Raw genomic sequence first — 24,116 nt, forward strand, 5'->3', positions numbered from 1 at the left:
CGGCCCGCATCCCCAAATTGCATTCCCCAGCCGCTTTGCCGCACAAGGCCCGGCTTGCCGCGCGCAGCCTGACGCATTACAAGCGCGACGAACCCCGTTTGTCACTGTATTTGCAAGGATCGCCGATGATTCCCCGCTATTCCCGCCCCGACATGGTCGCCATCTGGTCGCCCGAAACCAAATTCCGCATCTGGTACGAGATCGAGGCCCATGCCTGCGACGCGATGGCCGATATCGGCGTCATTCCGCGCGCCAATGCCGAGGCGGTCTGGAAAGCCAGGGACGTGACCTTTGACGTCGCCCGGATTGATGAAATCGAGGCGGTGACCAAACATGACGTGATCGCCTTCCTTACTCACCTTGCCGAACATGTCGGCAGCGACGAGGCGCGCTTTGTGCATCAGGGCATGACAAGCTCGGACGTGCTTGACACTTGCTTTAATGTCCAACTGACCCGCGCCGCCGATATCCTGATTGCGGATCTGGAGGGGCTTTTGGCCGCTCTGAAACGCCGCGCTCAGGAACATAAAGACACGGTGCGCATCGGGCGCAGCCACGGCATCCACGCCGAACCGACCACCATGGGCCTGACCTTCGCACGGTTTTACGCCGAAATGAATCGCAACCTGCGCCGCCTCAAAACCGCGCGCGAAGAGATCGCCACCGGCGCGATCTCGGGCGCAGTCGGCACCTTCGCCAATATTGACCCGGCGGTCGAGGAACATGTCTGCGCCCAACTTGGCCTGACCCCCGAACCGATCAGCACCCAGGTCATTCCGCGTGACCGTCATGCAGCCTTTTTCGCCACGCTTGGCGTGATCGCAAGCTCGATCGAGAACATCGCCATCGAAGTGCGCCACATGCAACGCACCGAGGTGCTTGAGGCCGAAGAATTCTTCTCGGCCGGGCAAAAAGGCTCCTCGGCGATGCCGCATAAACGCAACCCGGTGCTGACCGAAAACCTGACCGGTCTGGCCCGCCTGGTGCGCATGTCGGTGATCCCGGCAATGGAAAATGTCGCCCTCTGGCACGAACGCGATATCTCGCATTCTTCCGTCGAGCGTACCATCGGCCCGGATACCACGGTGACGCTTGATTTCGCTCTGGCGCGGCTGACAAATGTTGTCGAAAAACTGGTGATCTACCCCGACAACATGCTGGCCAACATGAACAAATTCCGCGGTTTGGTGATGAGCCAACGCGTGCTTCTCGCCCTCACCCAGGCCGGCGTGTCGCGCGAGGATGCCTATAAGCTGGTGCAGCGCAACGCGATGAAGGTCTGGGAAGAGGGCAAGGATTTCAAAACCGAGCTTTTGGCCGACGCTGACGTTCTCAAGGCGCTGAGCGCCGCAGAGATCGAGGAAAAATTCGACCTTGGCTATCACACCAAACATGTCGACACGATCTTCGCCCGCGTTTTCGGCACCTGAACCCGGGCCGGAGCTTGCAACAGCCCCCGCCCGACTTTCATCTTTCCAGAAATACTCCGGGGGAGCCTGAGAAAATTCGCCGAATTTTCTCAGGCTGGGGGCAGCGCCCCCTGCCCGCCCTCAATGTGTCGCGGGCATCCGGTCTTCGACAATGCCCGCCCACCAGCTACAGCCTGCGGGAATCGCCTCGTCGTTGAAGTTGTAATCCGGGTTATGCACCATTGCCGTGTCGCCATTGCCGATCAGGATATAGGCGCCGGGCCGCTCTTCGAGCATAAAGGCGAAATCCTCGCCGCCCATGACAAGCGGCGCCTCATTGCACGCGCCGCTGATCTTTTGCGCCACTTGGGCGGCAAATTCAGTCTGTTCCTCGTGGTTGATCATCACCGGATAGCCCCGGTAATAGCTGACCTCGGCACGCCCGCCAAGACCATCCGCCACGCTTTCGGCAATCGCTTTAAGCCGCGTTTCCGCAAGGTCACGCATCCCGGCGCTCATGGTGCGCACCGTGCCCTTGAGATGCACCTTTTGCGGGATAACGTTGAAGGCATTCGATGAGGTCTGAAACGAGGTGACCGAGACCACAACCTGATCCACCGGATCGGCATTGCGGCTGGCGATGGTCTGAAGCATCGTGACAAGATGCGCCGCCATCACAGTGGTATCGACGGTCTCATGCGGCTTGGCCGCATGGCCGCCCTTGCCCGTAAGCTCGATATCGAACTGATCGGTGGCGGCGAAAAAGCTGCCCGGACGAATGGCAAAAGATCCGATCGGCTGCCCCGGCCAGTTGTGCATGCCATAGACTTCCTGCACGCCGAACCGCTCCATCAATCCGTCCTCGCACATCTCGCGCGCGCCTGCGCCGCCTTCTTCGGCAGGCTGAAAGATCACCACGGCGGTGCCATCGAAATTGCGGGTCTCCGCCAGGTATTGCGCCGCGCCAAGCAACATCGCCGTATGCCCGTCGTGCCCGCAGGCATGCATCGCGCCGGGCGTCTTGCTGGCATACTCCACGCCGGTGTTTTCATGGATCGGCAGCGCGTCCATATCCGCGCGCAACCCCACCACCTTACCTGACCCGGTGCTGTTGCCCTTGATCACGCCTACCACACCGGTGCGCCCGATGCCGGTCACCACCTCGTCACAGCCAAAGGCGCGAAGCTTGTCGGCCACCAGCGCACTTGTGCGATGGGTGTCGTACAAAATCTCGGGATGCTGGTGAATGTCGCGCCGTACGGCGGTGATCTCATCGTGTAATTCGGCAAAGCGGTTCTTGACGGCCATGACGCATGATCTCCTGATATCTGTGAGGTTTGCCCATAGCGTGGCGCAAACGCGGCGTCGCGGCAAGGGGGGCGCGGGCCCCCTGCGGGCATTTGGCCATATACATCCGCGCACATGTCCGTTATGGGTCGCGGCTTGCGCCCATATGCGCCCCTTCCCCCTACCAAAGCAGACCCATCAATGATCATCTCCAGCCTATCCAAAACCCTTGCCGCGCGCGGCTATGACACCCTGACAGCCGTGCAGGAGGCGGTCACAGACCCAGACCTTGCCACCTCTGACTTGCTGGTGTCGGCCCAGACCGGCTCGGGCAAGACGGTGGGCTTTGGGCTTGCCATCGCACCGACCCTTCTGGGCGAAAGCGAGACCCTGCCCCGCGCCGCAGCGCCGCTGGCCCTGATCGTGGCGCCCACGCGCGAGTTGGCGTTTCAGGTGATGCGCGAGCTGAGCTGGCTTTATGCCGAGGCCGGCGCGCGGGTTGCAAGCTGTGTCGGCGGGATGGATATGCGCGACGAGCGCCGCACGCTGGACCGGGGCGCACATATCGTCGTCGGCACGCCGGGGCGGCTTTGCGATCACATCAAGCGCGGCTCGCTTGACATGACCTCGCTGCGCGCGGTCGTGCTGGACGAGGCCGATGAAATGCTCGACCTTGGCTTTCGCGAGGATCTGGAATTCATGCTGGCCGCCGCGCCCGAGGACCGGCGCACGCTGATGTTCTCGGCCACCGTGCCGCCGATGATCGCCAAGCTTGCGCAACAGTTTCAGCGCGACGCCGTGCGCGTGAGCACCCAATCGGGCACCAAGCAGCACGCCGATATCACCTATCAGGCGCTGCGCGTCGCGCCGCAGGATGCCGAAAGCGCGGTGATCAACCTGCTGCGCTATCATGATGCGCAAAACGCGATCGTCTTTGCCAATACCCGGGCCACCGTGGCGCGCCTGACCGCGCGGTTTGCCAATCGCGGCTTTTCGGTTGTCTCGCTCTCCGGCGAGCTAAGCCAGAGCGAACGCACCCATGCGCTTCAGGCGATGCGCGACGGGCGCGCGCGGGTTTGCGTGGCCACCGATGTGGCGGCGCGCGGCATCGACCTGCCCAATCTCGAACTTGTCATTCACGCCGAATTGCCAAGCAACTCCGAGGCACTTTTGCACCGTTCGGGGCGCACCGGGCGCGCCGGGCGCAAGGGGATTTCGGCCCTTATCGTTCCGGCCAAGACCCTGAAAAAGGCCGAGCGGCTGTTGAAATTCGCCAAGATCACCGCCGAGTGGACGACCCCGCCGACGCCCGAGGATATCGAGGCGCGCGATCACGAGCGGCTGTTGTCCGATCCGGTCTGGACCGAAGAGCCCTCGCCCACCGAGGCGGCCTTTGCCACACAGCTTTTGGCCAACCACAGCCCCGAGCGCATCGCGGCGGCCTATCTGCGGCTTTATCAGTCAAGCTGGTCCGCGCCCGAAGAGCTAAGCCCGCCCGACAGCCGCCCGCCCGCCAAAGAGCACAAGCCCTTTGGGCCGAGCACTTGGTTTGCCCTTTCGGTTGGTGCCAATGACCGGGCCGAGGCGCGATGGTTGCTGCCGCTTTTGTGCCGCGCGGGCAATCTGGACAAGGATTGCATCGGCGCGATCCGGGTTCAGCCCACCGAGACATTTGTTGAGCTGACCGAGGCCAGCGCCACAGGATTCTGGGCCGCGATTGGGGCCGACGGCAAGCTTGAGGATGGCGTGAACGTGCGCCGCGTCGAGGGCGCGCCCGATCTTGGTCGCAGCTCTGGCCCGCGCCCGCCGCGCGATGACCGTGGCCCGCGCCGCGATGCCCGCCCAGCACGTGACAATGACGGCGACAGCGCACGCTATAAACCGCGCGCCGATGCGGCCCCCGCAGCAAGACCCGCCTCGGAGAAACCGGCCTATAAAAAACCGGCGACCGATAAATCTGGTGACAAGCCCCGCGCGGAGAAGGCGCGCTTTGACAAGCCCAAATCCACCCCGATGACCAAGGCGGTGGAAGAAGGCGCGGTCACGCCGCTGCGCAAGCAGACCGGCGACAAACCCGCCCATAAGGCGGCCAAAAAGGTCTGGGACAGCAAACCGGCAGGGGCCGCCAAGGGAAAACCAGCGTCAAAGCCCTATGACAAGGCGGCGGGCAAACCGGGCGGCAAGCCGTTTGGCAAGGCTGGCGGAAAGCCCTTTGGCAAACCCGCCGGAAAACCCGCCGGAAAACCCTATGCCAAAGCCGCGGATCGCACCGCAGATCCCGCCAAACCAAAGCACAACCCCGCAACCGATTCCAGCCGCCGCTTTACCCCGCCGGGCACGGCCGCGAAACCGGGCAAACCGGGCGGCGGCAAGCCATTTGGCAAAGGTCCGGGTAAAAAGCCCGCTGGCAAAGGCGGCCCGCCCAAGGGCCGTCCGGGCTTTGGCGGCTCTACGCCCCCCAAGCGCAATAAACCCTAGGCGGCCCCGGCCCGGTTCAGCCGGGCCAGAAGGCCACGCATGAACTCGTGCCCGGCCTCGAACTGGGCCTTGGTGATGAATTCGTCGGGCTGGTGCGCCTGCGCGATATTTCCGGGGCCACAGATCACCGCCGAATAGCCGCGCTCCTGAAACTGCCCGGCTTCGGTGCCATAGCTGACCACATGGCTGGCATTGTCGCCGGTGATCTGGCGGACGAACGCCTCGGCGGCGCCGCCCTCTTCGGGTTTGAGACCCGGCACCAGAAATTTCGGTGTGACATCAATCCGCGCCTCGGGGTGAACCGCCTGCATCGCGGCCTCGACCCTGGCCACCTCGGCCATGAAACGCGCGCTCCACTCTTCGGGGTCTTCGCCCGGCACCACCCGGAAATCCATGCCAAAGCGGCAATCCTTGGCGGTGATGTTATGGGCCGTGCCGCCCTCGATCATGCCGACATGCACGGTTGTCCAGGGGGGCTCGAACATCGCGGCAAGCTCGGAGGGCACGCGCGCGCGGTTTTCGGCATTCATCCGGTTCGCCCAGTCAATCAGCGGTGCCGAGGCCATGATCGCATTGACCCCGGTATGCATCAGCGAGGAATGCACCTCAAAGCCGATGGCATGCACATTATGGCCAATCCCGCCCTTGTGGCCGGTCACCGTTTGCATCATCGAGGGCTCGCCGATAATCGCCAGCTCTGCCTTTGGCAGCACCTCAAGCATCCGCTCGATCATCGGCGGCGCGCCGACACAGCCGACCTCTTCGTCGTAACTCAGCGCCAGTTGTAGAGGCCGCGCGACGCCCATCTGATGTGCCTCGACCAGCGCCCAGATCGCGAGCGCGTCAAAGCCCTTCATGTCGCAACAGCCACGCCCGTAATATTTGCCGTCCCGCTCAACCACCGTGAACGGATCACCGGCCCAGGGTTGGCCATCGACCGGCACCACATCTGTATGCCCCGACAGGACAACGCCTCCCGCCACCTCGGGGCCGACATGGGCAAACAGCGCCGCCTTTTCGCCGGTCTCGTCATAATGGCGATGCGCGGTGATGCCATGGCTGTTGAGATAGCCTTCGACCCAATCCACCAGTGGCAGGTTGCTGTCGCGACTGACGGTGGGAAAGCTGACCAGCTTTTCCATTAACTCATAGGGGCTTAGGCGCGTTGTCATTCTAATATCCGCTGTCAGAGGTCAATACGAAATGGCCCGGCGTCACCTCGTGATAGACCGAGGGGCCCGGGTCATGATCCACCGGGTGGATCGGCGAGGGGATCGGTTTGAAATTCAGATCCTTCTCGGATTTGCGGCGGCGCGGATCGGCGATCGGCACCGCCTTGAGCAGCGCCTGCGTATAAGGATGTTGCGGGTCTTCAAAGACCGCGCGGCGCGGGCCGCGTTCGACAATGCGGCCAAGATACATCACCGCCACATCATGGCTGACGCGCTCGACCACGGCCATGTCATGGCTGATGAAGAGATAGCTCAGGCCCAGCTCGGCCTGCAATTCCATCATCAGGTTGAGCACCTGCGCCTGAACGCTGACATCCAGCGCCGAGACCGCCTCATCGGCGACGATAAGTTTCGGGTTGAGCGCAAGCGCGCGGGCAATCGCCACCCTTTGGCGCTGCCCGCCGGATAACTCATGCGGAAAGCGGCGCAGAAAGCTGCGCGGCAGCTCGACCCGGTCAAACAGCATCGCCACCCGGTCATCCATCTCGGAGCGGCTGACAAGACCATAGTTGCGCATCGGTTCGGCCACCTGATCGGCCAGCTTCATCTGGGGATTGAGCGAGGCAAACGGATCCTGAAACACCATCTGCATATCGACCCGCGCCCGGCGCAGGGCCGCCGCATCGAGCGCCATGATATCGACGCCGTCAAGATCAACCTCGCCGGCTGATGGCTCGACCAGCCGCAGGATCGAGCGCCCGGCGGTGGATTTGCCACAGCCGGATTCGCCCACAAGGCTCAGGGTGCGGCCCCGGTTGAGGGTGAACGACAGATCCTCGACCGCGTGGACATTGGCGATCGTGCGGCGGAAAAACCCGCCCTTGACCGAAAATCGCGTGGTCAGGCCTTTGACCTCAAGTAACAAATCCTCGCTGCCAACAATCGGTTTGACGGCACTGGCATCATGCCCCAAAAGCTTCATCGGTTCGGGATAGGCGGTGCCGCGCATCTCGCCCAATTTGGGCACGGCGGCCAAAAGCGCCTTGGTATAATCATGGGTCGGCGCCTCGAAAATCTGTTCGACGGGGCCTTCTTCCACCTTGGTGCCGCGAAACATCACCACGACGCGGTCGGCCATCTGCGCCACCACCGACATGTCATGGGTGATGAAAATGACGGCGGTGCCGGTTTCGCGCTTGAGCCGATCCATAAGCGCCAGAATTTCCGCCTGAATGGTCACGTCAAGCGCGGTTGTCGGCTCGTCCGCGATCAGCAGGCGCGGCGCGCAGGCAAGCGCCATGGCTATCACCACCCGCTGGCGCATGCCGCCGGATAATTCGTGCGGGTATTGATCGAGGCGACGCTCGGCCTCGGGGATGCGAACCTCTTTGAGCAGTTCAAGCGAGCGCGCGCGCGCCTGTGCCTTGTCCATGCCGCGATGCACCCGAAGCCCCTCGGCAAGCTGGCGCCCGACGGTAAACACCGGGTTCAGCGCGGTCATCGGTTCCTGAAAGATCATCCCGATTTCATTGCCGCGAATGGTGCGCATCAGGCTCTGATCGGTCTGGGCAAGATCAATCTCGCCGCCCTCTTTGCGATCAAACAGCATCCGCCCGCCCGCGATCGTACCACCGCCATATTCGATCAGTCGCATCAGCGACAGCGATGACACCGATTTGCCAGAGCCGGATTCGCCGACGATACAGACGGTTTCGCCCGCGTTGACATCGAACGAGACGTCCTTGACCCCCACGACCGGGCCATCCTTGGTCAGAAAACTGACCCGCAGGTTTTCAATTCGGGCGATTGGGTGATCAAGCATGCGCCTTGCCCTTTGCACTCGGAAGGAGATTGCACAAACGCTACTCAGTTTGCGCGCCCGCTGTCAAACGAACAGGCACACATACCGGCAAGTTCTGCAATTGCGCGAAGAGGTGCTTGCTTTTTATACCGATCCGGTTTGTGATGCCCCTGCTGTCTGGGGATGCAGCGCCAGCGCCGGACACAACCGGTGCGACCGTTCCCCGTGACGACCGCCACCCCCGCCCCGCCTTGCGGGAGGGTGCGACTTAACGAGACGGCCAATTGAACGCGCTGTCCAACAACGGAGGATTGACCACCCGATGACCCTGAAATCCCTTTTACTCGGCGCCACCGCCACCACCTGCCTTGCAAGCGCGGGCTGGGCCGAGCGCGGCGCCGACGGCCATGTGAACCTGATCTACTGGCAGGCGCCGTCGATCATGAACCCCTATCTGACGGGGGGCACCAAGGAACGCGAAGCGGCAAGTCTCGTTCTTGAGCCGCTTGGCCGCTACAACGTGGCCGGAGAGATGGTGCCCTTTCTCGCCGAAGAGATTCCCACCGTCGAGAACGGCGGCGTTTCTGACGATCTCAAGTCGATCACCTGGAAGATAAAGCCGGATCTGACCTGGTCGGACGGCAGCCCGTTTTCGGCAAATGATGTAAAGTTTACCGCCGAATATTGCATGCACCCCGATGGCGGCTGTGCACAACTGGCGAAATTTGAGGGCGTCGAGTCGGTCGAGGTGGTCGATGACCTGACCGTGACGGTTCACTTCGCCGAACCGCAGCCCAACCCCTATGGTCCCTTCATGGGCGGTCAGGCGCCGATCATTCAGGCGGCACAATTTGCCGATTGTCTTGGCGCCAAGGCCCCCGAATGCACCGATGCCAATTTTTCGCCTATCGGCACCGGCCCGTTCAAGGTGGATGAGTTTCGCCCCAATGACGTGATCTCGCTCTCGGCCAACCCCAATTACCGCGACCCGGCCAAGCCGCGGTTCGCCACCATGACCTTCAAGGGCGGCGGCGATGCGACGGCGGCGGGCCGCGCAGTGCTTGAGACCGGCGAATTCGATTATGCCTGGAACCTGCAACTTGCCCCCGATGTGATTGCCAACATGGAAGCGGCCGGCAAGGGCGTGGCCCTGTCGGCCTTTGGCACGCTGGTCGAGCGAATCGAGATCAACCTGACCGACCCCTCGCCGGATCTGCCCGAGGGCGAGCGCGCAACCGCCAAGCACCCGCACCCCATCCTGAGCGATATGCGCGTCCGCGAGGCGCTCAGCAAGGCGATCGACCGCGAGCTTCTGGTCGAAATCGGCTATGGCAAGGCCGGGCGCGCGACCTGTAACCTTGTGCCTGCCCCGGCGGCCTATGCCTCGGATAACACCGATTGCCTGGAACAGGACGTTGAAGGTGCCAAGGCGCTTCTGGAAGAGGCCGGCTGGACCGACAGCAATGGCGATGGCATCCGCGACAAGGATGGCAAGAAACTGTCGCTGCTGTTTCAGACCTCGACCAATGCTGTGCGTCAGGACTTTCAGGCGCTAATCAAGCAGTGGTGGGGCGAAATCGGGGTGGAAACCGAGCTTCGCAACATTTCGGCATCGGTCTTCTTCGGCGGTGATCCGGGCAGCCCGGACACCTTTCAGAAGTTCTATGCCGACGTTGAAATGTACGCCAACAACTTTGACGGCACCGATCCGCAATCCTATCTGGCCTCGCGGACCTGCAACAAGGCGCCGCGCCCCGAAAGCCAATGGCAGGGCGAAAACATCAACCGCTATTGCGATCCGGCCTATGACGAGCTGATCAAGGAATTGGGCCGCACGGCAGATCTTGGCAAGCGCGGTGAGATCGCCAAAAAGCTCAATGATATGCTGACAAAGGACAGCTATGTCATCCTGGGGCTGGTGGATCGTGGCCGGGTTTCGGCGCGCTCGAATACGCTTGGTGGCGTCGAGTTGAACACATGGGATACCGAGCTTTGGAATGCCGCCGACTGGTATCGCATCAAAGAGTGACCTGACCCTGCGCCGCCCCGGTTGCAATGCCGGGGCGGTTGCCCTTTTGCCCCCCGAAGACGACTGAATTACAAAGGCGCCGCGCATGCTGACCTATACAATCCGACGGCTTGTCCTTGCCATCCCGACGCTTTTGTTCATCAGCCTTGTCATCTTCCTGTTGCTCGAACTTGCCCCCGGCGATCCGATGGCGGAAGTGCCCCTGACGGTGCCGCCCGAGGTCAAGGAAAAAATGCGCCTTGCGCTTGGCCTGGGCGAGCCGACGCATATCCGTTTCTTCAAATGGATGTGGCAGTTTTTCGTGATCGAGCCGATGGTATTTATCGACTGGCTGTTTGGCACAGATCTTGCGGGCGGCGAGCAACGCGTGCTCAGCTGGCAATTTCGCAGCCCGGTCATGGATGTGGTCGTGCAACGCATGCCCCAGACCCTCTGGGTGGTGGCGATGTCCTATGTGGTCGGCGTTCTGATTGCATTACCTATCGGCATTTACTCGGCCTATCGGCAATATTCGCTGTTTGATCAGGCAGGCACCTTCATCACCATGGTCGGCTATTCGGTGCCGCCGTTTTTCTCGGGGGTGTTGGTGATCGTGATCTTTTCGGTTCAGCTTGGCTGGTTACCGTCGATTTATGACACCACGCTTGTGGTGGTCGATTGGGCGACGTTCAAACAGCAGTTGATGCAGATGGTGATGCCGGTGATGGTGCTGGCGCTGCAAACCACCGCCCAGATCAGCCGCTTCATGCGCGCTTCGATGCTCGACAATCTCAATCAGGATTACGTGCGCACCGCGCGCGCCAAGGGCCTGTCGGAGATGACCGTGGTGATGGTGCATGTGCTGCGCAACTCGATGATTCCAGTGATCACGGTGATCGCGCTTGGCGTGCCCCAGATCTTTGGCGGGGCGATCATCACCGAACAGATTTTCAAGGTAAACGGCCTTGGCCAGCTTTTGATCACCGCCATTCAGGCCAATGACCTGCCGATGGTACACACCGTCACCTTCATGCTGGCGGTGCTGATCGTTCTTTTCAATATTGTCGCCGATGTCCTCTACGGCGTGCTTGACCCGAGGATCCGCTATGACTGATGCGCCCGAGCCCATCACCGCCCTGACCGACCCGGAGCCGACCGCCCCACCGCACAGCCAGTGGCGCGATGTCTGGGATCAGTTCAAGACCCATCGCGGCGCCCTTATCGGGACGTTCATCTTTTTCGTCATCATGGCGGCGGTCTTTGTCGGGCCCTGGCTCTGGGGGATCGACGCCACCTTTATCGACGTCCGCGCGCGCAATCAGGGGCCAAGCTGGGCGCATCCCTTTGGCACCGATCAACTGGGCCGCGATACCCTCGCGCGGATGATGGCGGGCGGGCAGACCTCTATCGCAGTCGGCTTGACGGCGATGCTTCTGGCGCTCGGGCTTGGCAGCCTTGTCGGCGTGCTGGCCGGGTTTTTCAGACGGCTTGACGGGCCGCTGATGCGGCTCACCGACCTGTTTTTGTCGCTGCCGCTCTTGCCGCTCTTGCTGGTGATGGTGCTGTTGTTTCGCGAAACGCTCAACGGCGCCTTTGGCCCGGAGAAAGGCATTTTCATCCTGATCGTGGTGGCCATCGGCGTGACAAGCTGGATGCCCACGGCGCGGATCGTGCGCGGCGATGTTCTGGCCCTCAAGGAGCGCGAGTTCATTCTTGCGGCACGTTCGATCGGGACCACGAATTACAACCTGATCACCCGGCATATCCTGCCCAATGTGATGTCGCCGATCATGGTCTCGGCCACGCTCGGGATTGCCAATGCGATCATCACCGAAAGCGCGCTGTCGTTTCTGGGGCTGGGGTTTCCGCCCGACTTCCCGACCTGGGGGCGATTGCTGAACGATGCCACGGTCTATCTTCAGGATTATCCCGAGCGGGTGTTCTGGCCGGGCCTTGCAATCTCGCTCACCGTGCTCAGCATCAACTATCTAGGCGATGGATTGCGCGACGCACTTGATCCGCGCATTCGCGGCCGTTGATCGTGCCTGTCCCGCCGGACGCCTCCGGCGGGAGTATTGTCAACTGAGAAAGTGACTATTTATCAGTGCCATAGTAGTATCATCAGTTATCTGATCTACGTTACTATCAACGTCTCGTGTTTGGACTGAAAATTGCTTTCGGCTAAAGCGGCTCGTCAGGCTCATAACCTGAAGGTCGTAGGTTCAAATCCTACTCCCGCAACCAGTTTTAGCGAACGCGCATTCGCAATAAAGCCCGCCTTTCCGGCGGGCTTTGTCTTTATGAGCATTTCCAATAGCTTACCCCGAAGCTCAAGCTCATGAACCGCCTCGCCGGCGTTCCACGACACCACGACCCCCTCGAGCAGGCTGTGTAGTTCGTCCGCTGCTGGACCGGAAACTTCCTCGTCCGTGAGCGTCGCGGTGAGGTTCGCGACATAGCTGCGATAAAGCCCAGGCAGATCGTCGGGCAGATCGATCGGGACGGGCACCAGTGCCGGGCGCCCGGCCTTGAGCGCGTCGAGTTCCGCATCGAGCGTGTTGAAATGCGCGATCAGCCCCGACGAGTATTCGCCGTTCTCGACGGCCTTGAGCACATTGGCGCGCGTGGCTTCTTTTGCCTTGATCTGCGCATCGTGCCGACGCAACGCGTCTCCGCTGTCGTGCTCTTGCGCTTGCATCTTTTCCGTGAAGCGGGCGCGGAACTGCTCATAGGCCTCCTGCTGCATAAGGCTGCTGCGCAGGCAGCTCAGGATCGCGTCGGCGGCGTCGGTCTCGCTGAGGCCCGGCATGCCATGACAGACGGCCTCTCCCTTCTCCTTGGCATTGGCGCAATAATAGCGTCGCCGGTGGCCTTTGCCAGCCACGGTGAGATTGCCGCCGCAGGCCCCACAGGTCAGAAGACCTGACAGAAGATACTTTCGGCGGCGGGTGCTCTGTGCGGCCCCGGCTCCGGACCGGCCTTCGCGTTCGGCCGTTTTGCGGGTGAGGTCGATCGCCTCTTGCCGCGCCTTTACGGCGGTCCAGAGGCCCTCATCGACAATACGCAGATCCGATGCTTCAAAGAGCTTCCATTCATCCTGCGGGTTCGGGCGCGACAGGCGTTTGCCGGTCTCAGGATGCTTGGTATATCGAGAGCGGTTCCAGATGCGTCTGCCGATATAAAGCTCGTTATTGAGGATGCCTGTGCCGCGCGCGCGGTTCCCATAGATGGTATTCTGTTTCCAGTGCCCGCTGCCGGCCCCGCGACCGCGTGGCGCAACGACGCCCTCTGCATTGAGATCAGCGGCGATCTTTTGCGGCGACTTGCCTGCGGCGTATTCCGTGAAGATGCGACGCACAATCGCGGCTTCATCGGCATCAATCACAAGTTCGCCCTTGATCACATTACCGGCGTCGTCCCGCTGCGTTTTGTAGCCGTAGGACAAGCCGCCCGCGCTCTTGCCGGCTTCGATCCTGCCGACAAGCCCCCGATGCGTCTTGAGGGAAAGCTCCTCAAGGAAGATCTGCGCGAAAGTGCCGAGAATGCCGATGTCGAAAATGCCCAACTTGCCGCGGCGCAACTGGTGCATCTCCGTATCGCAGTGACGCGCTTCCTTGTAAAACCCCATCAGAAACTCAAGGTCGCGCGACAGGCGGTCGAGATGTTCGAAGAGCACGATATCGAATTGCTGAGCGCGCATGGCCGCTTGCAGGGCCTCAACGCCAGGCCGCCCTTTGATGGCTCCGCTGAGTGCCATATCGGAATACACCTGAACGACGGAAAAGCCTTCCCGTTCGGCGTGCGCCCGGCACTCGCGGACCTGATCGTCGATCGACTTGGGGTTCTGCATATCGGTGGAATACCGGGCATAGATGGCCACGCGTTTGGGCTGTTTCGTCTCGATCATTCGTCGTCACTCCTTCTATCGCGCAGGCAGGTCATCTTGCGGATCTTATGCAGCCCTGTCCAGCACCCGTCCAAACCCGAGAAAACGGGTGAAATTATGACATCCGTTCCATCTTGCCGCCCGAATCATCCGCCATAACATCCTCACGGCGTCCGGAGTGTCCTCCTCTTGCTTGCCTTCCTTGGCAACCCGCTTGGCGGCAACTTCGGCGATGAGGTCGATCAGGTTCGTGAGGTGCATTCTCGTCTCCTTCGGCTGTGGACACGAAACAACCACAGCGTGAAAGACAGATGCCTCGGCAAGTTCGACATCTAAGGCCCGCGTGGTGATATCCACGCGGGCCATTTTTGATAAAGACAGATCGTGAAGTGCTGCGTGATCGAAATCGGCCCGGTGCTGCGTCCGGCTCCGGCGTTGCAAAAAGCGGGACTTCAACGCTGTTGCGGCGTATGCAAGGCTGGCGAAATCACATCGCTGCGAACGTCGGTCGGGGCGGGAAATGTGAATTCGTTGCAAGTGCTCGGCTTTCGCCTCAGAAGCGGGAAAGTGGCCGTTCAGGGGATCAAAGTCCCACCCACTCATGCTGCACCGTCCACCAAAGGCAGCAAAGCGCAGGAAGCGGGCTTTGCGAAGTCCACCAGCTTTCCAGGTACTAGGTGTAGTGCATGGCTGGCCTCTGGCCCTATCGGCATCACGCTCTCTGGCGCGGGTGGGCGGTAGCGCAGGGCGCTGTGCGGTCTAACTGTGTTGTAGTGATGTCTCCAACGTTCGATCAAGATCTGGGCTTCGCGTAAAGTGTAAAACAACTCGCCGTTGAGCAGTTCGTGGAATGCCCGACACGACAACGACCTGATGCTAAATCTACAGATCATTCCGCATATAGGACGTTATCCACCCTTATCCTGGGGTGCTTTCCCCGCCATTCAGTGATGCGATCAGCGCAGCGCGGTCGATGACCACTAACGACCGCCGCAACGTCTGCACCAATTGCCGATCGGCTAGCCGGGCCAAGGTGGCGGTGACAGTAGGTCTTCGGGATTGGATCATCTGAGCCAATTCCTCATGAGTGAATGGAATCAGTGTTCGTTTCAGCGGTCGAGGCGTGCTCGAATTCGGACTACTTAGTGCCACGAGTAGATGTATCAGGCGTCGCTCAACGGTTTGGTGCTGAAGCTCCCCTATTCGGAAGTGCATGTCACTCAACCGTCCCACCAACAGACGAATCAGCGCGACGCTAAGCGAAGGGCGTACTTCGAGCAATGAAAGGAAAGCCGACGTCGGCACCATGATGGTCCGGCTGAGCCTCATCGCCCGCGAAGTCGCATCGAAGTGCCGCAGTGACGTAAGTGTCGATAGTCCGATTATGCTGCCCTTGAGATGGATGCGGATGACAGTTTCGCCGCCCGCGGCGTTGACATAGGAGGTTTTGACCAGACCCGACATCAGGATGTGGATCTGCGCGGCAGTTTCGTGTTGTTCGACGATGGGGTCGCCAGCTTCAAACACAGCCTCTCGACCAATGGCCGCGATAGCTGTGATATCACTGGGGCTAAGTACTGGACCAAGACTGTTCTCTGGGTTCAGAGTATATTCGCACATCTCAATATTTCCTTCTTCAACGGATCAGAGGTTGGCAGCCTCGCCTCCGCTAAGTGGGCTGTGCGATCCGCGCAAAAACCTACTAACATTAAGACTATCGCATTTCTTTAATCAGACGCGAGCGCGAGATGAAAACATTTTCAGTTGTGTCAGCCGGCTTACAGATCAAGACGTCGAGGTGAACTAATCTCCAACTCAGGTACACAACCAAAACGAAGGAAATAAAAGGAGGAGCTGGGAATGAATGACAATGGCAACAACGAATGGAGCCGTCGTGAGATGTTGGCGGGGGTCAGCGGAGTAGCACTTGCAGTTGGAGCCGGAGGTTTCGGTCTTTCGGGGACGGCAAATGCCCAGCCTACCCCGGGTCTGCCTCAGTCCGTGACTGCAGCGGGTGAGGCATTTCGTTCAGGATCGCTGTCATGTCGCGAACTGACGCAAACCTATCTTAATTGTATCGCCGAGTTTGAGCCAAAGCTGAACGCGTTCATATCAATCCTAAATGACGAAGCCCTTGCGACCGCCGAAGAGCGGGATGCTGAACTTGCTGCAGGTCAGGACCGCGGCCCTCTTCACGGCATACCCATCGTGGTCAAGGATCTGTTTGAAGTCGCCGGGACGTTCACCACCGTCGGATCTGAGGCATTTGCAGACCGGATGTCCGATAGCGATGCCACGATCATCCGAAAATTGAAAGATGCTGGCTGCGTTATCATTGGCAAAACCAACATGAATGCTTTTGCGGCAGGTGTGTCAGGCACAAACTCGACGTTTGGCGACGTCCATAACCCTTGGGATTTGGAGCGATCCCCCGGAGGATCATCAAGCGGGACAGGAGCGGCAATCGCAGCAGGTCTCTGCCTTGGGGGGCCGGGCACCGACACCGGTGGTTCAATCCGAGTTCCCGCCTCTTGGCTTGGAATTGCGGGCATTCGTCCGACATCCGGTCTCGTCAGTCTCAACGGCGTTTACCCTCGCTCTCACAGTCTTGATACCGCCGGGCCGCTTGCGCGGAATATTCGCGACCTGGCAATTTTTCTTGATGTGATGGCAGGCTTTGATCCCAATGATCCAAACTCTTCACTCGCCCAACCTCGGCTCAGCTACACTAAAAACCTTGACAAGGGCGTGAAGGGTCTGAGGATTGGTTTGGTAGAGAACTATTCACTTACCGATATCGATGCGCCGGTCGAAGAATCTGTTCGCGCGGCAGCCGATACCTTTGCTAGCCTTGGCGCTGAGATTGTGAATATCAAGGTTCCGTTGCTTCAGGGCCAGCTTAACTATGCTGCGTTGTTCAGCGAAATCCTGCTTTACGAATTCAATCAGATACTTGGCGATCAGTTTCGTTCGACCCCTGATGCCGAACGTTTATTCGGACCAATCGTCACGTCCAACATTGCGGATGGATCGGCGGTAACGCGAGAGCAGTATGAGGCGCGAATCGCAGAGCGACCCGGCGTGCTGGCAGAGATCAAGGAGGTATTCGAATCGGTTGATGCCATTTTGACACCATCACTGCCAACAACGGCACCGCTTCTGAATGCCGCCGCACAGGACTTTGGCCGTGGTCGGCAATTCACGATCCCATTTAGCTATACCGGATTGCCTTCAGTCGCAGTACCTTGTGGTTTTTCCCCCGAGGGTATGCCAATCGGCCTTCAGCTTGTCGGCGACCATTTTCAGGAAGGGTTGCTATTACAGATGGCTGCTGCTTTTGAAGCGGCCACAGACTTTGGCATGCAAAGGCCTCCGATCTTCTGTAAAGGATGATTGCAGGGAAAAATCCTAACATAGCGGACATTCACTTCGTGCAAGTAAGTGGCTGCTATGTGCGCACACCGACGTTTTAGTCGAGCAAATGCTGCGCCATGCGCGAACGGCTGCTTCGACGGGCCGCACCGCAGCATTCGGACAGTGGGGCCAAGGTCGGCTCGGGGCCGTGAGTGACAGGACCGCCAACGGCGGCCCCGTCACATTTTATGTTGTCACGCCCTCACCTTAAAAACCCATGATCGTGGCGGATAGAGCGTTCCATTGTGCGACAAGCCGCGTGAGATCGCGGGCCTGGCGGAGTGTGGTTTTCTCTGCGACCGCCATCATGCCACGTCTCCGAGGGTTGTGATGCCTGCGAGACGCAATGCTTCCAGCGCACGCAGACCGCGGTCGAGTGCTTCCGCACAGAGCATCGCGCGGGTTGCACTCGGATCGTCCGGGTGCAGCGTTGAGAACAGCCACGCCTCCTGGCCTTCAAGCAGACTGGCGTAACTTCCATTTAAGAGGCGGTTCAATGCAGCAAGGGTGTTACGCCGGGCCGCAATATTACCGCCCTTTCGCGCTGTGACGACCACCGCCAGGGCACGCTTCTGCCAGGACTCGCCGCCGAGGAGGCTGGCTTCAGGATGAGAGCATCGCCCTCATCCTGAAGCCAGCGCAAAAAATCGCTGGCTCTGTTCATATGCCGGAGCAAGGCATTTATGTTTGTTGAGTGTTTCATTGGGGATCACCTTTCGTGGTGCGCGGGCCCACCATGAGCCGCGTCAGAGAACCCCTGTTCCGGATACGAATAGCGGCGCGGGTCTGTCCTGCGCGGCCTCGCAAAGAGGGCCGCGCAGGATCAGAGCCGGACACGCCTTCAACAAAGCAACAAAAAGAGAGTTGAACGTTGGCGTGCCCGCCTGAGCGGACTGACGTCCGCACAGATCTTGATCAGATACGCTGGCGCAATTCGTCGACCGCGCGGATGGCGTGCATCAGATCATGAACATCCAAAAGCGCCTGGTTGAACTCAAGCAGAAAGGGTAAAGCGCGCGCGAGCGCTTCTGCTTCTGGGGCCCGATGCAATTGCGTTATCGTGCCGCCGCCGTCGGTGTGACATTCATCGGCGACGAACTGTTCGACATTTGTCGAGCCGTCGAGGATCAGGCGGAAGACTTTTTCGATAAGCACATCGAGTTCGCTCAGGGTTTCCTTATCGAAGATGCGGCGGTGTTCGATGGCGGCGATCAGGCGCTTGGGGCCGCTTCGCTCCCTTGGCTGCAAGCTCGGGATGATATCCGTGTTCAGAGCGGTAACGCAGTCGCGCGAGGCAGCGAAGGCCTGCGCTGCGCGTCCCTCGATGGTGTCGCATGTATGGGGGTCTGGATGATGCATTTTATATTCCTTGCTTTGGTTTAGGGGGTGGCAACACGCGAACCGCGGTTCCGCTCCGGAAAACCGCGCGCCGCTTGTTGCCGTTCCCGGTTTTGATCCCGCAGACGTTGTGCGTTGATTGCCGATGGTGCTGTGTTTCCGTGTGCCCGTCGCGTGGCTTTGACGGACAGAAGTCGCTGCACGAGTTTTGCCTCAAGGTGACCCGTGATGGGGGTCCCTGTTTCCGGGTCCGGCTCAAATCCGGGGTGATTAACGCTCACGATAATGGCGCGCGTGCCGATGAAACGGGTACGGCAGGTAAGACCGGCTTGTGCCTTTGCCCGTCCCCCCTTGACGTGAATCTCAAAGCCGCGATTTGCCGGGTCATTGCTCCGGTGCCGTATGCGATCTCGACGAACTTTCGCCCGCCAAACCAGCGAACGCCCATCACGAGGCAGGGGCGGCGCTTTGCCTTCGCGTCGGGGTTGTCAGGATCATCGACGGGAAAACGGAACCGGACGACATCGCCAGTTGTGAGGCCGACCTGCCAGGACGTGAGGTTTGATGTGGATTGCATTGACGTCTCCATTCAGAGTTAGGGTGATGACGCCCGGCTGGATCAATTCCGGAAGGCCGTAATCCCGTGCTGCGCGTCAACAACGCGCGTGCAGCACGGGATTACGGCCAAACCTCTAATGTTTGAGCGGTTCAACCTCTGGGTAGCGAACCCCAAGGGGGTGGTGTTTCCACTGCCAGGTATTCGGGGGAGAGCGTCGAGAGGGCAGCCCCCTTTCGATCCCGCGTGGGCAGCGCGAGCAGGTGGGGGCTTGGGGGAGGAGTGCGGAACGACGCTCCCCCGGGATCAGGGGGTCTTGGGGCGTGCGGAACGGTCCCCAAGCCTGCCGGGTAGGCGCCAGGGGGTGCAGGGGGAGTGGCGAACGACGACCCTGCCTTGGGGTGTCCAGAGGGGGCGGTGCGCCTCTTTGGTCCCGCCGAAGGCGCGGGGTTCCGGGGCGGAGCCCCGGGCGAACGGGCAGGACGAATGGCAGGCACCGCAGGTGCCAGAATTCGTCCTGTTTAGTGAGTAATGGCCCCGCACCTGCCGCAAACGCTTTCACCTGAAATCTTCTTCCGACAAATTCCACATAGCACCAAGTCCTGAACCTCAGCTTTTGGAGGTCAGGAATGTCGAAAAAGGAATATCCGGTCGTGCTGCGTTTCGAGGGCATGACACCCGGCGATCTCGCAGGCTATGAAGCGCATCGGCTGCGGAAAGGCGGCGATCTCGGTCATGTCGATCGGAAGCGCTCGGGTTTGAACCAGCGTCTGCTCGGCGAGAACGACTGGGCAGAGACGGCGCAGCTGGAGATCCAGGAGATAAGGCAAGAGATGTTTGCGGCTGAACTCGACTATCTGGAACGGCGCAAGGATCGTAAGGCTATCAAACAACGGCTTGCGGAAGGCCCGAGAGACCCGTGGCGCGCATCTCGTCATGGGCCGCTACGTGAGGTGATCCTGACGGCGAACAAGGAGTGGTTCGAAGCGACCGAGGATAGCGACGAACTCTTCAACACGCAGCGCGAGGACGACTTCGAGCGCCTGGCGATTGACTGGCTCCAAACGAACTTTGGCGATGATGTGATACATGCCCGTGCGGATCGCGATGAGCAGGCCTATCACATCCATGCCGTGATCCTGCCGCGCGCGGCTGTGCGAAAATACGGCGTTGATTGTCGTATGCTGCAACCTTCCGTTCATCCACTGATCCGCAACTATGAGACAGCGCAGGATAGCGTTGGCGCTCAGTTTGAGGATATCGGGCTGGTGCGAGGTGAGCGGCGCAAGCAGGCTATTCGTGACGCACTCGCCAACGGTAAAGAACCACCGGCCAAGCGCCGCCATGTCCGTCCCGCAAAATGGCGTCAGATGGAGGAAAAGCGCCTGGCGGAAGAGGCCGCCAAAGTGGAAAAGAGGCGCCGTGAAACAGCATCTCGCGCCCGCGAGGCCGGGGATATCATCCGGTTTTCAGAAGCCCTTGCAAAGGGATCGGCGGATGACCCTGTCAGTGACGGCGACGCCACGGCCATGCCTGAAATGCTACGTGAACCGACAGGACCGGGCCACGAGCCGTCAAAAGGCATCGCGAGAGCGCGAAAGGCGTTCCGTATGGCGTTCAACGTCCTGCGTCGTCGGGCACGCAAGGAAGCTGAAGCCACCGCGGCAGCACAGGTTGCTTCGGCAGTCGAGGACATCAAGCAGGCGGATCAGACCATTGTCGAGATCGCGGTACAACTGCCGAAAGGCCTGCGTGAGCGCATCGCGAAAACACGCCGCAAGCTGACTGCGAAAATCATGACATTGGACCCTTCATCCAAGGGTCGCGCCAAGGGGCGCAACAGTGATGAAACGCAGATGTGAAAAGTGGGCATTTGCGTGCAGTCCATGCTTGCTGGTCAAATAAGGATGAAGGCGGGTAGGACGGAACCGGCCCGTCCATGATAGCTTCTGTCAATGCCCAAGAGCGACTGGAGATGCTAAAGTTGCAAGGCGCAGGAAGCGGTCGCTGCAAATTTGAGAACCGTGGTCGTTGTTATCGACGTGACCGGCCCAGAACGGACCTTGGCCAGTTCGTCTATCGCTGCGTTGCAACGTCACGAGACCGGCCATTCGTGCATCGCGCAGCATTTTGTCGGCTTAGACGTCGGTCAGCGGGACGAAGCTGCCGTTTGCGTAAGAAGTCAGCTTTCTGACATTTTCCGTAGAACGTTCATCGCGTCGTGCTGGCGGCCTTCTGGAACAAACAGATGATCGTGGAAGAAGCCTGAGACAGGATTTACGCCCATGTCATGCTTTGCAAGCTCTGTTGAAATCCGAGCCATAAATCCGACAGCTTCAAGGGACGAATGAATGTTTAGTGTTATCATCCGACACGGAAACTCGTATGATAGCCCATGCGTTTCCGCTTCAGACTTCAATAGGATATAGGTGATACCTTCTGCTTCTCTGAAGGTCATCCGAGGTTCAATACTTGCCAGTTTCTGATCGGGTTTAAGCGTCACAAAAACATACAAACCTTCGACGAGAACCGCAGATAGGGACTTAATTAATTCATCCAGATTTGTTTCGCCGGTCATAATTGATCCACTTTGCCAAATCGCCTTAGTCTAAGAGTATGCAACTGGAAAACGAGGGTGTCGAGTTGGCAGATTCACGACAACAACAATAGACATTTTGGGCTCAAGCACTCAGCGGACCTCTGCGGTGCAGCGAGATGCCCAGACTTTCATACCTGGCCGACAACATGATCGGCCTTTTACCGACATTCGCCGAACGATCCAACGCTGCAATGCAGGTTCGTGATAGCGGACCTTGATTGTTAACGCAGCATTCTTGGCAATTCGTGCACCGATAAGCATCAGCCGTATTCCTTCCAGAATGCATCAAACTCCTCATTCTGAATATCTGGGGGAAGGTTATCCAAGACTGAGCGGTCAACAATCGAATATCTTTCAATACTCAGCCTAGTTTCGTCCTTCCTTATCCACGAGTTGCACCAAAGGCTTTGAGCGGTTTCGTCATCTACCAGACCACACATCGGCTCAGTACTTAGAAAGCCGAGGTGGTTAGGGTATGCAATCCTCTGCAACCAAAGCTCCATATACCCATTGTTTGGTATCCTGTTCGTTCGTTTTCCGACAAGATTAAAAAGGCCATCACGGTCGGAATCTTTAAGGTAAAGCATGATCTTGCTGATCGTCGTCGCGACAGCCGGAAAAACGGCTGGCGTTTTGGCGGCTATATCCAACAGTATGGCGGCGAGAACAGTTGGGTTTTCAATCTTCCAAGCATTTCTGTGAAGCCTCGCCTCAAGCCTGTCCAAAAACTCGCGGATTAAGAACTTAGTGGCACCGGAGCCCGGTTTTTCGGTGCAGAACCGATGGATCAGCAAAAGTTCCTTCTGCAAAGTGGTTTGACGCCGCGCCAAGGATAGCGCGTCGATTTTGTCTTGTTTGACAGCCCCACGAACAACATTCGATGTGCGAGATGTCTTCGAGGCACCCAGCTTCATACCGAAGATATTCAAGCACTCAGAAATGGCCTTGAGGCCCTTTGCGCAATCTGTGTCTGAGTTCGCGAAAATTCTATAGTCATCACGGTATCTCAGTATGACAATGCCAGTTAAACCGTCGAGCTTCTTCTTGATGTAAGTGTCGCAATATCCTAGGATCAACTCCGCGACCAAGTGAGACAAAAGAGAGGCCTGCGGTATTCCGTTCGTCTGACCCTCTCTCGAGCTTGTGATGAGCTTATCAAGTTGGTTGCCAAGCAATTTCTTATCATGTCGGTGCTTCTTTGCGTGTTCCCGCCCATGAAGCGCCCATGCGATGGAATGGGTATAGATCGAGGGATAACAGTTTGAGACGTCAGTCAGACTCACGTGACTGAACTCAAGCGACAGCTCCAAAGATCGTTGCTCAATTGACTTCCACCAATTCAAGATTTGCTTCTTTTTTGGTTTTGGGTCCGCATCGAGATTGACCTGCTCCCCTGAAAAGTCCGGTGTTTTGAGTTAGCCTGTTCTCCAACAAGGAGATAGAGGATGAAGAGAAGCCGTTTCAGCGAAGAACAGATCATTGGGGTATTGAAAGAGCATCAGGCTGGGCTTGGCGCGAAGGAGCTTTGCCGCAAGCATGGTGTCAGCGATGCGACATTTTACAAATGGCGGTCCAAGTATGGCGGAATGGAAGTGTCTGACGCAAAAAAGCTGAAGGCGCTTGAGGCCGAGAATGCCAAGCTGAAGAAGTTACTGGCTGAGCAGATGATGGATGTGTCGACGCTTAAGGAAATGCTGGGAAAAAACTTTTGAGGCCCGGATCGCGACGCAATGCTGCGGCCTGGGCCATGAAAGAAAAGCGATATAATCAGAAGCGGGCCTGCGCCTTGGCTGGGATCGACCCGCGTGTTTATCGGCGTGTGTCGAAGCGGTCAGCGGACACTGATCTGCGAAACCGATTGAAGGAGCTATCATCTGAACGACGGCGTTTTGGGTATCGGCGACTGCACATCTTGCTCAAACGTGAAGGCTGGGCGGTGAATTGGAAGAAGCTGTACCGGATCTATCGCGAAGAAGGGCTAACAGTCCGTAAGCGCGGCGGACGCAAGCGTGCAGTGGGCACCAGAGCACCGATGGCGGTCCCTCAGGGGCCGAACCAGCGGTGGTCGCTGGACTTCGTGTCTGACAGCCTGTCGTGTGGTCGCCGGTTCCGCATTCTAAACGTGATCGACGACTTCAGCCGCGAATGTCTGGCAGCTGTCGTTGATA

The 24,116-nt window shown here is 59.2% G+C and carries 17 protein-coding genes and 2 pseudogenes; 8 read left to right on the forward strand and 11 right to left on the reverse strand.

The features are described 5' to 3' along the window. The first annotated feature begins 125 nt into the window (after nucleotides 1-125). Nucleotides 126-1,430, forward strand: a complete 1,305-nt coding sequence (gene purB, locus BMZ91_RS08900; RefSeq protein WP_092837370.1) for an adenylosuccinate lyase — start codon at nucleotides 126-128, stop codon at nucleotides 1,428-1,430. Nucleotides 1,431-1,550: 120 nt separating this feature from the next. Here purB and BMZ91_RS08905 read toward each other — a convergent pair whose 3' ends face one another. Continuing rightward, nucleotides 1,551-2,717 carry a M20 aminoacylase family protein gene (locus tag BMZ91_RS08905; protein ID WP_092837266.1) on the reverse strand — a complete coding sequence of 389 codons (1,167 nt, stop codon included), beginning with the start codon at nucleotides 2,715-2,717 and terminating at the stop codon, nucleotides 1,551-1,553. A 180-nt stretch (nucleotides 2,718-2,897) separates the two neighbouring features. On the opposite strand from BMZ91_RS08905, the gene BMZ91_RS08910 reads away from it, so the two are divergent. After that, on the forward strand, nucleotides 2,898-5,174 hold the full coding sequence (locus tag BMZ91_RS08910) for a DEAD/DEAH box helicase (protein WP_177193824.1): 2,277 nt from the start codon (nucleotides 2,898-2,900) through the stop codon (nucleotides 5,172-5,174). Here the strand turns inward: BMZ91_RS08910 and argE are convergent. Both argE and BMZ91_RS08920 read right to left on the reverse strand, forming a co-directional pair. After that, nucleotides 5,171-6,346, reverse strand: a complete 1,176-nt coding sequence (argE, locus tag BMZ91_RS08915; RefSeq protein ID WP_092837269.1) for an acetylornithine deacetylase — start codon at nucleotides 6,344-6,346, stop codon at nucleotides 5,171-5,173. The genes BMZ91_RS08910 and argE overlap by 4 nt on opposite strands. Before the next feature lies 1 nt (nucleotide 6,347). Continuing rightward, nucleotides 6,348-8,168: an ABC transporter ATP-binding protein gene (locus BMZ91_RS08920; RefSeq protein ID WP_092837272.1), complete on the reverse strand. Its 1,821-nt coding sequence runs from the start codon at nucleotides 8,166-8,168 to the stop codon at nucleotides 6,348-6,350. Between the two features lie 301 nt (nucleotides 8,169-8,469). Here BMZ91_RS08920 and BMZ91_RS08925 point away from each other — a divergent pair, with 301 nt between their 5' ends. The 3 genes from BMZ91_RS08925 (at nucleotide 8,470) to BMZ91_RS08935 (ending at nucleotide 12,194) form a co-directional block, all read left to right on the forward strand. Further along, a complete protein-coding gene (locus BMZ91_RS08925; RefSeq protein WP_092837274.1) occupies nucleotides 8,470-10,176 on the forward strand; it encodes a peptide ABC transporter substrate-binding protein in 1,707 nt (568 codons plus the stop codon). A gap of 85 nt (nucleotides 10,177-10,261) precedes the next feature. Continuing rightward, nucleotides 10,262-11,269, forward strand: coding sequence for an ABC transporter permease (locus BMZ91_RS08930; protein WP_092837277.1), 1,008 nt, complete (start codon nucleotides 10,262-10,264; stop codon nucleotides 11,267-11,269). Then, nucleotides 11,262-12,194: an ABC transporter permease gene (locus tag BMZ91_RS08935; protein ID WP_092837280.1), complete on the forward strand. Its 933-nt coding sequence runs from the start codon at nucleotides 11,262-11,264 to the stop codon at nucleotides 12,192-12,194. The genes BMZ91_RS08930 and BMZ91_RS08935 overlap by 8 nt, the downstream gene beginning before the upstream one ends. Nucleotides 12,195-12,355: 161 nt before the next feature. Here the strand turns inward: BMZ91_RS08935 and BMZ91_RS08945 are convergent, their stop codons facing one another. The 4 genes and pseudogenes from BMZ91_RS08945 to BMZ91_RS08960 form a co-directional block, all read right to left on the reverse strand. Then, nucleotides 12,356-14,062, reverse strand: a complete 1,707-nt coding sequence (locus BMZ91_RS08945) for a recombinase family protein (RefSeq protein ID WP_143076319.1) — start codon at nucleotides 14,060-14,062, stop codon at nucleotides 12,356-12,358. Between the two features lie 45 nt (nucleotides 14,063-14,107). After that, nucleotides 14,108-14,644, reverse strand: a complete 537-nt coding sequence (locus BMZ91_RS08950) for a hypothetical protein (protein ID WP_092837283.1) — start codon at nucleotides 14,642-14,644, stop codon at nucleotides 14,108-14,110. Next, a pseudogene (locus tag BMZ91_RS21765) lies at nucleotides 14,641-14,886 on the reverse strand (integrase core domain-containing protein); the annotation flags it as partial. The pseudogene BMZ91_RS21765 and the gene BMZ91_RS08950, both read right to left, overlap by 4 nt. Nucleotides 14,887-14,959: 73 nt before the next feature. Beyond that, entirely contained in the window at nucleotides 14,960-15,661 is a 702-nt protein-coding gene (locus BMZ91_RS08960) for a Crp/Fnr family transcriptional regulator (protein WP_092837286.1), read from the reverse strand. Between the two features lie 240 nt (nucleotides 15,662-15,901). Between BMZ91_RS08960 and BMZ91_RS08965 the strand changes: the two genes are divergently transcribed. Next, complete coding sequence (locus tag BMZ91_RS08965) at nucleotides 15,902-17,434, forward strand: amidase (protein ID WP_092837290.1); 1,533 nt, start codon at nucleotides 15,902-15,904, stop codon at nucleotides 17,432-17,434. Between the two features lie 936 nt (nucleotides 17,435-18,370). Here BMZ91_RS08965 and BMZ91_RS08970 read toward each other — a convergent pair. Further along, the gene (locus BMZ91_RS08970; protein WP_092837293.1) at nucleotides 18,371-18,814 is read right to left on the reverse strand and encodes a hypothetical protein; all 444 of its coding nucleotides are present in this window, start codon (nucleotides 18,812-18,814) and stop codon (nucleotides 18,371-18,373) included. 256 nt (nucleotides 18,815-19,070) lie between these two features. Next, a complete protein-coding gene (locus BMZ91_RS08975) occupies nucleotides 19,071-19,370 on the reverse strand; it encodes a hypothetical protein (protein ID WP_143076318.1) in 300 nt (99 codons plus the stop codon). A 608-nt stretch (nucleotides 19,371-19,978) separates the two neighbouring features. Between BMZ91_RS08975 and BMZ91_RS08985 the strand changes: the two genes are divergently transcribed. Beyond that, nucleotides 19,979-21,211, forward strand: a complete 1,233-nt coding sequence (locus BMZ91_RS08985) for a plasmid recombination protein (protein WP_092837302.1) — start codon at nucleotides 19,979-19,981, stop codon at nucleotides 21,209-21,211. Nucleotides 21,212-21,531: 320 nt separating this feature from the next. Here BMZ91_RS08985 and BMZ91_RS08990 read toward each other — a convergent pair whose 3' ends face one another. Both BMZ91_RS08990 and BMZ91_RS08995 read right to left on the reverse strand, forming a co-directional pair. After that, the gene (locus BMZ91_RS08990) at nucleotides 21,532-21,927 is read right to left on the reverse strand and encodes an ACT domain-containing protein (RefSeq protein ID WP_092837305.1); all 396 of its coding nucleotides are present in this window, start codon (nucleotides 21,925-21,927) and stop codon (nucleotides 21,532-21,534) included. Nucleotides 21,928-22,208: 281 nt separating this feature from the next. Continuing rightward, complete coding sequence (locus BMZ91_RS08995; RefSeq protein ID WP_177193825.1) at nucleotides 22,209-23,291, reverse strand: RNA-directed DNA polymerase; 1,083 nt, start codon at nucleotides 23,289-23,291, stop codon at nucleotides 22,209-22,211. A 102-nt stretch (nucleotides 23,292-23,393) separates the two neighbouring features. Here BMZ91_RS08995 and BMZ91_RS09000 point away from each other — a divergent pair. Continuing rightward, nucleotides 23,394-24,116, forward strand: a pseudogene (locus tag BMZ91_RS09000) (IS3 family transposase); the annotation flags it as partial.

Origin of the sequence: Roseovarius lutimaris, from assembly GCF_900115165.1 — a bacterium.
Taxonomy (GTDB): Bacteria; Pseudomonadota; Alphaproteobacteria; order Rhodobacterales; family Rhodobacteraceae; genus Roseovarius; species Roseovarius lutimaris.